Genomic DNA, 8,685 nt, shown 5'->3' on the forward strand with positions numbered 1-8,685 from the left:
ATGCGTGCATTGGTCATGGAAACCCTTTAAAAACAAGCTCTTGTGTGGCTGCTCGCTGCAAACGGTGCCGCACTGTGCTTTACCTGATGTAACGGATCCCCGAAAAAGTCCCCACGGGTTTCCGCCCCTCTCCGGCGTCCTTCCGAACGAACACCACCCCCCTCTTACCGAGCATCACCCGAGATTGATCAGGCCCACTCAGCCTCCGGGCCGTGAGCCACTAAACGAAAGCAAACTTTCGTTTTGGTACGGAGGCTATCTCACCGAATAAAAAACGAAACTATTCTTTCGATTCAATGGATAGCGCAGACCGAGACTTCGGCGGCTACCAGTTCGGCATCCTTCCAACCGTACACACCACCTCAGTGCAACGTACTTACCAAGCCGCCCAGTACCCGCTGCTGATACTCAATCACGGCCTGCATCAGCGACTCGGCTTCCAGGCGAAGGCGCTCAACCTCTTCCCGAGGGAGAACGCCTTTGGCTTCGTTGTATCGGCGCACTGCATCCATTGCCTGCAGCCATAACGGCTCACAGGCTTTCATCTTCTCTTCCAGGTCGTCCATGACTGCGCCCCGATCATTCGATCAGAGCAGTATAGGCCTGCTCACACGTCACTCCCCTGCTCCGGCTTTGATCAGCATATTCCGCCAAGTCTCCCGCTCTTTGGTCAGCACGTTTGAACACGTCGGCAAGCACCATGACGGCGCGGGTTGCTGCCTGGCTTGCGGCGGTAGTGCAGGAGTGGCTGCTGGCTTTACTTGCGACACTACTGGCGAGTCGATCTGCTTCGTCCCGCAGGCTGGCAGCAGTAGAGCGAGCAGCGGCAGCATCAGCGTTCGCTTGGTCGATAAGCGTCTGTCCATCTTGGATCACCTTGTTGATTGCTTGTTGACGGGCCTGTTCTTTTTCACGTTCGGCGGCTTCGGCAATTGCCCAGGCCTGCTTGTCGCCAGCATCCCGATCCGACCAACGTACCTGCCACTCGGCATCCATGGTCGAGCGGCCATGCTGGTAGGTACCCCAGCAAGACGCCAACACCAACGCCAGGCATGCTGCAGCGGCAATAGCGCGCCAGCTGATAGAGCTCACCAACGCGCCCATGACTCCTCCCAATTCGGCAAATCCACCGTTTGTCCGACAAGGTGATGCGTGCAGTCGCCCAGGTACTGGATGCGCCCGTTAGTCACGAAGGAATGGCAGACCAATTCCTTGTCGCGCATCTGGTAGCGGGATAGCACTGACGGCGTGAAGGTCGGCGACACCGGGTTACCGTTGTATCCCCAGCGCGGCCCGGTACCGGCTCCGACCTGCAGGCTGTGCGGCATGTCGCAGCCATTACAGAAAAACCAGATCGATCCGTCCGCAGCCTGGCCAAGGCACTTAGAGATAGTCTTGATCTCGCTCATTCCAGCCTCCCGCCAGCGGCAATGTAGTGGGCGATCAGGTCGTCCAGCTTGCGCTCATGCTGCCCGTAGCCTGCACCGGGCAAGCTGGCCCAGATATTCCTGCACTTTGAAATCGCGGACTCGATACGGCCGGCATGTACGTCCGCCAGCGCACCGCGCTCGAGGATCTGCCGTAAGGTAACTCGATCCTGACTGACCGGCCCGAAGTCAGGCAGCTTGAGCAGGTCACGGTAGTGCGGCCAGTAACGTTTAAGCAGCTGATACCGCCCTGCAGCGGTCGACTTCAGCCCTTTCGTATTCACGGTCACCAGAACGCCAGGATGGTCGGCATAGCTGGCAAACGTGTTCGGGCTGTTGAGGCCGCCGACAATTACGTCATAGCCATCGTTGCGGGTGTACTTGCTGATCGAGGTACCCTCAGACCAGGCCAGCATGTCGAGGAAGGCGAGCGCGTTCTTGCTGCCCGCCAGTGAGTCAGAAATCTTGGCCAAGGTTATCTCCAGGCAAAAAAATACCCGCTCAAGGCGGGGCGATTCATAGGCGCAAAAAAACCGCTTTCGCGGCTGGCTATTAGCGGACGGCTGTTACTCTGGCCACGGATACTGAGCTGCGATCTCATCAGCCCGATCAAGCCACGCCTGTCGAGCCAGCTTGATTGCTGTTTCAGAGCTACCTACAGCAATCTCGCGCTGGTACTCGATGTACAGCGGATCACTTCCGGTCATAGGGTCAGTATAGGCAGATTTACGTAGAGCATTGATTTGCTCTCGGTTAAGAGGTGCTGCCGCTGGATTTAAATGCGCGTTCACCTCTTCCTCTGAAAGAGCAATCAGGTGTTCAGATATAAGATCATCTTGAGATCCATCGGACTCATATGCAAAAACTTCTCCGCTTGCGGGATCGCGATAGTACTTCATTAGCGATATTCCTTCCAATTAAGAGTGTCATAGGATGTGCCTGAGAAAGCTACAGAATATGTAGCACCGTTCGGCACAACAAATGAAATAGAGAAGCCTTGACCTGATCCGTAAGTAGAAGTTCCTCGCAACAACGATCCAGAGACTGTGGCATTGAATGCTCCGGGTGCTGCACTGCTCGTCTGTGTCGCAGAAACCCACACAAGAATAGGCCTACCAGTACTATTGGTGTGCGTAGTGGCAAGAGCCCTAGTAGCTGTTACATCTTGAATTGTTTGGTTTACACCAATCCCGTCAACAACGCCAAGCGTTACCTTTGCTGCGGCTGCATCAGCGGCAGGCATTAGGGTTTGCATGAACGCCGAGATGTTACCTGTATGGTAAAGCTCAACAGGCGAGTTTATTACACTAGCAGACCTGCTTGTACGCAAAAACGCTCGCGTTGAAGTGCCCTGTACTCCAGCAAATATATCCCAAAAAAGCCCGGCAGCCGGATAACTCACGTGGATACCAGAACCATAACCGCTAAATGGGTTGTTTGCGCCAGTGAGCTGATCATTAAAAAAGAACTCAGATCCCCGTACTACATCAAGAAGTGCTGCTGAGTTTCGTGTTACCCCAGTACCACGAAGACCGCCGTCACCAACCTTTATTACGCGCCCAGCTATCTCATCTGTATTACTTATCGTAAGCGTTGCCGCTGCCGAGGTGCCTATGCCGCTGATCTGAGAAGATGGAATTTGTAAAAGCGTATTGGTTGTGGGGTTCACACTGCGGATAACAAAATCAGTATCCCCATCAAATAGACAGAGATCCCATTGCGTACTTGAGGTTTCGCGAACCCACTGCATGCCGGCTTGAGCATAGGCCGGGCGCGCACTCCCGCGATGCCCACTATTCAGCGCATCGCGGAATTTGTTCAAGTCCAGCGCCAGCTGTGGGCCAGACTTTGAATTCGGATCAATAGCGCCGAAATCGAATTGACTCATGGTGTCTCCTGATTGATTACACGCGCCGGCCATAGCCCTTGGCGAGATAGTCGAAAGTGCGCGCTACGCTGTTGCCGGCGCTGTCGAAGAACTGGACATCGAACCCCCTGTCATCAATGCCGGTGATGCTCTTGCGATCCCCCACATCAAGCCCCTGTGCATCCACCGCCAGCGATGGCCGTACCATGAACGCGGGATCGAAGGTGACGCGCAGGCCGCCAATCGGGCACAGCAGATCCTGCCCACCGGCTACCCGGTCTGGCATATCGATGGTGATGCGCATCTGGCTCACGCTGGGCGTGACCGCTGGTGCTGCGCTGCGCAGGTGCAGGCGGAAGCGGAATGCCCGGGCGGTATGCTCGCCAATGGTCAGTGGAGCCCACGGCGTCCAGTCGCTCGGCGGCGCTGGCTGTGGCGTACTGCTTTGCGACACCTCAAGGGTCAGCCCCCACTGGCCCGGGTCGGCATTAGCTAGGCGGTCGATTTCCGCCAGGGAAACCCAAGACGCCATAGTCCCAAGAATGTCGAAGCCGAACGCCAGCACTTCACTGGTAAGCCTGGACGTGTACACATGACCGAGGTCGACGATCTCATTGGCGTAATACCAGCCCTCTTCAGCCAAGCCAGTCGTACCGTAGGCCATGCTAATAACGTCCGATAGCCTGGCCCATGACGCAATTGGGTCGCGGCTGTCGAGCTGCAACTGGTCACCCGAGGTGCTGACATTAACGCGCTCGCCCGCCCAGATTGGCCCCTCTTCGACAACCTCGACGGCGTTGTAGCTATCGAGATCAGCAATCTCCGAGGCACTGGAAATTGCGTTCAGGCTGGAGATACCGCTGGTATCAAATGCCCGCACCAAGTAGGTGCCCCGCCGTGAAGGCAGCATTGCGCTGTTGACGCCAGCAGCGACCCGATCCAGAACGGTCTGCGCGCTGGCCCAGGTAACACCAGACAGCGCCGGGCTATAACGAATCTCATAGTGACTGAGGTCCAGATCGGGCACCGGCGGCCACCATAGCGATATCTGCCCGGCATTTACCGTCAAGCGCAGATCAGTGATATCCGCCGGCGGACGCAATAACCCCTGGAGCGCGACAGTCAGGCTGCGCCATGATGAACGCAGGCCGGTAACACTAAGCGAACGCACACGAATCTTGTACTCGCCAGGTATTGTATTTTGCAGATCCGCGGTGACACCTGGCTGGATCGCCAGCGCCGTATAGTCGCTCCCACCTGGCCTCCATGCCTGAAACTCATACAGACTGATACGCGGGTCGCCCGGGGCGGTCACCGAGACGTATGCTCCCGAAAGCACCGAAACCCCAGCACGGTAAAGGTATTCCTCCGTGCTGATGCTAGGAGGTGACGGTAGCGCGCCCGTCGGGACCAGTGACGTGTCGCGCTCTGGAAGGCTCAGGCCCAGCTCAACGCGTGCGTACTTGTCTGGGTCGTGTTCGGCCGCCATGACCTTGTAGCGTGCGCCTTCACTCTCCGAGACGCCGACCACGCGAAACCGCCGTGGCTCGACCGATAGGCTCGACAGCACCCACATGGCGGCAGTGATCGGCACGGCACTTAGCGGGGTGTCCAGGCTAACCGTATCCCCGGCAAATGCGGAAACCTTACGGCGCTCAATGACACCGTTCGGCAACATCACATCCAAATACCAGTCGCTGCCCGCAACTTCTTCCGGCACCTTGTCCAGAGTCAGACTCAACACCCCAGGCACACGCACACGGCCACCAAGGCGAGCCCCGGCAATAGACGGATCAGAGACCGCGATGATGTCGCCCGGACGAAGATCGGCGTGGTCTGTACCAGCCGTGTATTCAACCGTCTCGGTTTCAGCGCGCTCGCTGTACAGCAGCCAGCGCCCCATCCGGTGCGCCTGGCCGCGAGAAGTGCAGCCAAAAGCGGTAACGTCAATCTGCCGCCAGCCGAACAGCCGGATCGCGTCGGCATCCTCGACGATCTCGACCTGCTTTTTGTAGCCGTCTTCAGGATCGTTCCAGGTCACCAGAACAACTGAGTGCCGAGCGCGCAGGCCGGTACCGCTGTATTCGAACTCGCCATTGATCACGTTGGCCGGCGAAACCAGCTTGACCGGGTCACTCGGCATGTCCGCCACGGCCACGGCGGTATTGCTGCCCCAGTAGGTCATCCCACGAAAGGCGCTGGCCAGCTGGTTTAACGCGTTGATGGCTTCAGCCTGGTCTGCCAGTACAGTGTTGACGGTGAAGCGCGGCTCCATGCCCGTGTAACCATCCGGCACCAGCTCATCGCAGTACTGGGCGATCTGGTACAGCGACCACTTGTCCACGTTCTGCAGGCCGGCGCCGTAACGCGGGTGCGTCGCGAGGTCGAGATAGATCCAGGCTGGGTTATCGGTCCAGGCCAGCTTGAACGAACCGTCCCAGAGTCCGGTGTACTTACGCGTTTCCGGGTCGTAGTTGCTCGGCACCCGGATGATGCGGCCCTTCACGTCATATGAACGCGAGGGGATATCTGAGCCGAACTGCCGGGCATCCACCTCAAGGCCGATCAACGCGCTGTCAGGGTAAGTCAGCCGCGCATCAATGATCTCGGTATATCCCGCCCAGTGGCTTTCGTTCTGCACGTTTACGCCGGGACTATCAGCGGTGAGGCGGCGCACCCGAATATTCCATGGCCCCTGCCCAGTCAGGCCGACACGGGTCTGGCGCTCATATGGCGATGTAGTCTTGCCAGAAATACTGATGACGGCTTGCTGTGTCCACCCGCCGCTACTCGGCTGAACATCAACAGCCACATCAACACTGGAACCATAGATATCGCCGCTGCTTGGGTCTTGAGACGTTAACGCAGGAATCCGAACCTTGATCCGAACCGCATCTGCTGCAAGGTTGGATACCGTCCTGACCAGCGGAACACCGAACTTTATCTGGGTGGAGACATCAACCTCGGTTTCGATGCTCGGGAAGCCGGGGATACGCGACTGATTCGCCTCACCGGTTCGCTCGTTGACCGTGACGCCCTGGAAGTTGTAGCTGCCATCCGCGTTCTGCAGCGGGGTGTCATCCAGAAAGATCGACTTCAACCCATCGGCCAGACCAATAATTGGCCCCTCGCCGAGCAGGTCGATAATCCGCGCGGTCGACGCAGAGCGCAGGGTGTTGGCTGCCTCCACCGGGGTTCTCGATGATCCGCCACCACCACCCTTCCCGCCGCCCTTGGCGCCATAGATCTGCTCAGTCATTAGACCTCCTCGCTGGTCAGTCCAGTACTGATGACGACCGATCCTGTCTTGATTCGCCCGTAGGGGATCGGGACCGGAAGCCCTTGGGTGCTGGTGTTGGTCGGGCCGTCGAACAGGAACGATGGGCGCTCATCGGCAGACTCACGTCCTGCATAGCTGCCGCTCTTGATCGACTGCGAGAAAAACCCCGTGATGCCGTCAGAGGTCTTGTTAAAGCCCTTCTTCACCATCTTGTAGTTACCGGTGGCAACGCCAAGCGCGACCATGGTCACGCCGACGACGGCATTCCATACCCCGCCAGCACCTTCGGCGGCGGGCAGGATGTGCACCTCGGCGGCGTTGCCGAGGGAAACCGACAGGCCTTCCTCACTCAGCACTTCGCCGCCATCCAGCGGCCCACGAATAACGTGCCAGTGACCTTTCTCGATGGCCTGCCGGAAGCCAGCGATCTGGACCGAGAGCGCGTGAACGGCCTCGGCCGGGTCGCGCACCTCCAAACAAAAAGGGCCCCCGAATTGGGAGCCCAGTGCGCCATGCAAGTGGATGGTCTTCATCGTGAGTTGTGCCTGAGCCAGATCGTGATATGGGGCAGCCAGCGGCCAATCGGCTCGCGCCGAGAGAGCTGCGCCGGGTCAACCGGTTCGTGGGCGCTGGGGTGATGCAGGGCCAGGCCGTGCTCGAGCAGGATTCCGCCGTGGTTCGGCACCGGTGACCGCACCTGTGCGATCCACATATCCCCCGGCTGAGCCTCGGCCTGCTCGATACGCCGGAACCCGGCCGGCGCAATGCCGTCCTGATACAGGTCGCCGCCGTTGAGCCACCATTCCCAGTCACGCGGGAACTCGACCAGGTCGATATCCAGCTCCAGGCGGTAGTAGTCGCGGATCAGCGCATAACAGTCGGTGACCCCATGCCGGAAACCACGACCGATCAGCGGCAAGCGTTCGACCGAATCACCGAACCAGACTGGATCGGTTGCGCGCTCGCCGTCAGTGGCCACGATGCCCCACGGCACTCCGGCTGCCTGCTGGCCGCGCATGTCGGCGGCACTCGGGCAGGCCGGGTAATCCGGGTGGCTATGCACGACAGCCAGCAGGCCACGCGCCATGGCAGCCGCCATCGATTGCTTGGAGACGCGAAACGTCTTGGTCGGCTCATCGGCGATGTTCTTCACCCGCCGACACTCGCCCGGAGTGATGAGCCACACGGCCTCTTCCGGATAGGCAGCAATAGCCTCACGCTGCAGTTGCTCGCGATGCTGCTCAAACATCACTTGTATCTCCCGACACCAGGGAAGCCGTAAAACGGCAGCTCACCGTATTGACCGAAGCGCAGTTTGCAGTCGGACAGGCGCTTGCCGCAGCGATCACCACCGCCAGCGGCGACAGATCCACTCTCGGCCCATTCGCCGCTCCCGGCATACGGGCAGGTCACCCCTTCGTACCGGTACTGCGTACCATCCCACCAGCGGTAGCGGTGGGTGCAGGAGTCGCGCAACACCTGGCGAGCCGGGATCATTCGGCCCTCTTGGTCCATCTGTACCGACAGCTCGAACTGGATCTGCCTGCGGTTCTGACTGGTCTTGCGCTCGATGACGTAGTAGTCGACCGGGAACAGCGCCTCAGGATCAGGATCGGTGCCGTCATCCAGGTGCTTGCGGTAGGTGCGCAGGCGGCGCACTGGAGCGCCGACCAGGTCCTGCGCCGAAATCACCAGCGACAAGAACGCCACGTCCATTGCCGCAGCGGTCAGCGTTGGCCGGGGAAGCGTGCCCTTCCCGTTCCACTCAAAGCCTTCAGCCGTGATCGGGAATGGCAGGTACTGCTGGCCGCCGAACATGATCGGCTGCCCGTCCACCAATGACGGTGCGAACCGCATGACCTCGCCGCCATACTGCGTGGCGTCCATCTCGAACATGACGACAATGGCGTCCTGCTCAAGCCGCTGCATATCCGTGGCAATGATTGCAGGGGTCATGGGTTCAGGTCCTCGGTGAAGGTGGCGGTCAACGTGAAGCGACCTACAGTGTCATAGCTTGATCCTGGCGGCTCGGCGCAGATAACGCGCAGCACGCCTTCGCTCGGAATCGTGCACTGGAAGGCAGATACGCCAAGTCTGGCGTTAAGGAAGTT

Annotated in this window: 10 protein-coding genes; all 10 read right to left on the minus strand. The window is 59.2% G+C overall.

What is annotated here, in order from left to right; genetic code table 11:
• Positions 1–362 precede the first annotated feature (362 nt).
• The 10 genes from IE038_RS23440 to IE038_RS23485 all read right to left on the minus strand — a co-directional run bounded on the left by IE038_RS23440 (position 363) and on the right by IE038_RS23485 (position 8,530).
• Positions 363–566: a hypothetical protein gene (locus IE038_RS23440; RefSeq protein ID WP_163933403.1), complete on the minus strand. Its 204-nt coding sequence runs from the start codon at positions 564–566 to the stop codon at positions 363–365.
• Between the two features lie 13 nt (positions 567–579).
• Positions 580–1,104, minus strand: a complete 525-nt coding sequence (locus IE038_RS23445; protein ID WP_163933406.1) for a DUF2514 family protein — start codon at positions 1,102–1,104, stop codon at positions 580–582.
• Positions 1,089–1,409 carry a ubiquitination-like system serine protease family protein gene (locus tag IE038_RS23450; RefSeq protein ID WP_189396388.1) on the minus strand — a complete coding sequence of 107 codons (321 nt, stop codon included), beginning with the start codon at positions 1,407–1,409 and terminating at the stop codon, positions 1,089–1,091. The genes IE038_RS23445 and IE038_RS23450 overlap by 16 nt, the downstream gene beginning before the upstream one ends.
• Positions 1,406–1,900, minus strand: a complete 495-nt coding sequence (locus IE038_RS23455) for a glycoside hydrolase family 24 protein (protein ID WP_163933409.1) — start codon at positions 1,898–1,900, stop codon at positions 1,406–1,408. Before IE038_RS23455 ends, IE038_RS23450 begins: the two co-directional genes overlap by 4 nt.
• A 93-nt stretch (positions 1,901–1,993) precedes the next feature.
• Positions 1,994–2,326, minus strand: a complete 333-nt coding sequence (locus tag IE038_RS23460) for a hypothetical protein (protein WP_163933411.1) — start codon at positions 2,324–2,326, stop codon at positions 1,994–1,996.
• Positions 2,326–3,315, minus strand: coding sequence for a hypothetical protein (locus IE038_RS23465; protein WP_189396389.1), 990 nt, complete (start codon positions 3,313–3,315; stop codon positions 2,326–2,328). Before IE038_RS23465 ends, IE038_RS23460 begins: the two co-directional genes overlap by 1 nt.
• Before the next feature lie 16 nt (positions 3,316–3,331).
• The gene (locus IE038_RS23470; RefSeq protein ID WP_163933415.1) at positions 3,332–6,553 is read right to left on the minus strand and encodes a TipJ family phage tail tip protein; all 3,222 of its coding nucleotides are present in this window, start codon (positions 6,551–6,553) and stop codon (positions 3,332–3,334) included.
• Positions 6,553–7,107 carry a tail assembly protein gene (locus IE038_RS23475; RefSeq protein ID WP_163933417.1) on the minus strand — a complete coding sequence of 185 codons (555 nt, stop codon included), beginning with the start codon at positions 7,105–7,107 and terminating at the stop codon, positions 6,553–6,555. Before IE038_RS23475 ends, IE038_RS23470 begins: the two co-directional genes overlap by 1 nt.
• Positions 7,104–7,823, minus strand: coding sequence for a Mov34/MPN/PAD-1 family protein (locus tag IE038_RS23480; RefSeq protein ID WP_163933419.1), 720 nt, complete (start codon positions 7,821–7,823; stop codon positions 7,104–7,106). The genes IE038_RS23475 and IE038_RS23480 overlap by 4 nt, the downstream gene beginning before the upstream one ends.
• Positions 7,823–8,530, minus strand: coding sequence for a phage minor tail protein L (locus tag IE038_RS23485; protein ID WP_163933422.1), 708 nt, complete (start codon positions 8,528–8,530; stop codon positions 7,823–7,825). The genes IE038_RS23480 and IE038_RS23485 overlap by 1 nt, the downstream gene beginning before the upstream one ends.
• Positions 8,531–8,685: the final 155 nt, after the last annotated feature.

This window comes from Pseudomonas laurentiana (assembly GCF_014648275.1).
GTDB lineage: Bacteria > Pseudomonadota > Gammaproteobacteria > Pseudomonadales > Pseudomonadaceae > Aquipseudomonas > Aquipseudomonas laurentiana.

Excerpts from the sequence above, each read along its gene's own strand:
- IE038_RS23440 (WP_163933403.1), bottom strand. The coding sequence starts at position 566 with ATGGACGACCTGGAAGAGAAGATGAAAGCCTGTGAGCCGTTATGGCTG.
- IE038_RS23450 (WP_189396388.1), bottom strand. The coding sequence starts at position 1,409 with ATGAGCGAGATCAAGACTATCTCTAAGTGCCTTGGCCAGGCTGCGGAC.
- IE038_RS23485 (WP_163933422.1), bottom strand. The coding sequence starts at position 8,530 with ATGACCCCTGCAATCATTGCCACGGATATGCAGCGGCTTGAGCAGGAC.
- IE038_RS23445 (WP_163933406.1), bottom strand. The coding sequence starts at position 1,104 with ATGGGCGCGTTGGTGAGCTCTATCAGCTGGCGCGCTATTGCCGCTGCA.
- IE038_RS23465 (WP_189396389.1), bottom strand. The coding sequence starts at position 3,315 with ATGAGTCAATTCGATTTCGGCGCTATTGATCCGAATTCAAAGTCTGGC.
- IE038_RS23460 (WP_163933411.1), bottom strand. The coding sequence starts at position 2,326 with ATGAAGTACTATCGCGATCCCGCAAGCGGAGAAGTTTTTGCATATGAG.
- IE038_RS23470 (WP_163933415.1), bottom strand. The coding sequence starts at position 6,553 with ATGACTGAGCAGATCTATGGCGCCAAGGGCGGCGGGAAGGGTGGTGGT.
- IE038_RS23475 (WP_163933417.1), bottom strand. The coding sequence starts at position 7,107 with ATGAAGACCATCCACTTGCATGGCGCACTGGGCTCCCAATTCGGGGGC.
- IE038_RS23480 (WP_163933419.1), bottom strand. The coding sequence starts at position 7,823 with ATGTTTGAGCAGCATCGCGAGCAACTGCAGCGTGAGGCTATTGCTGCC.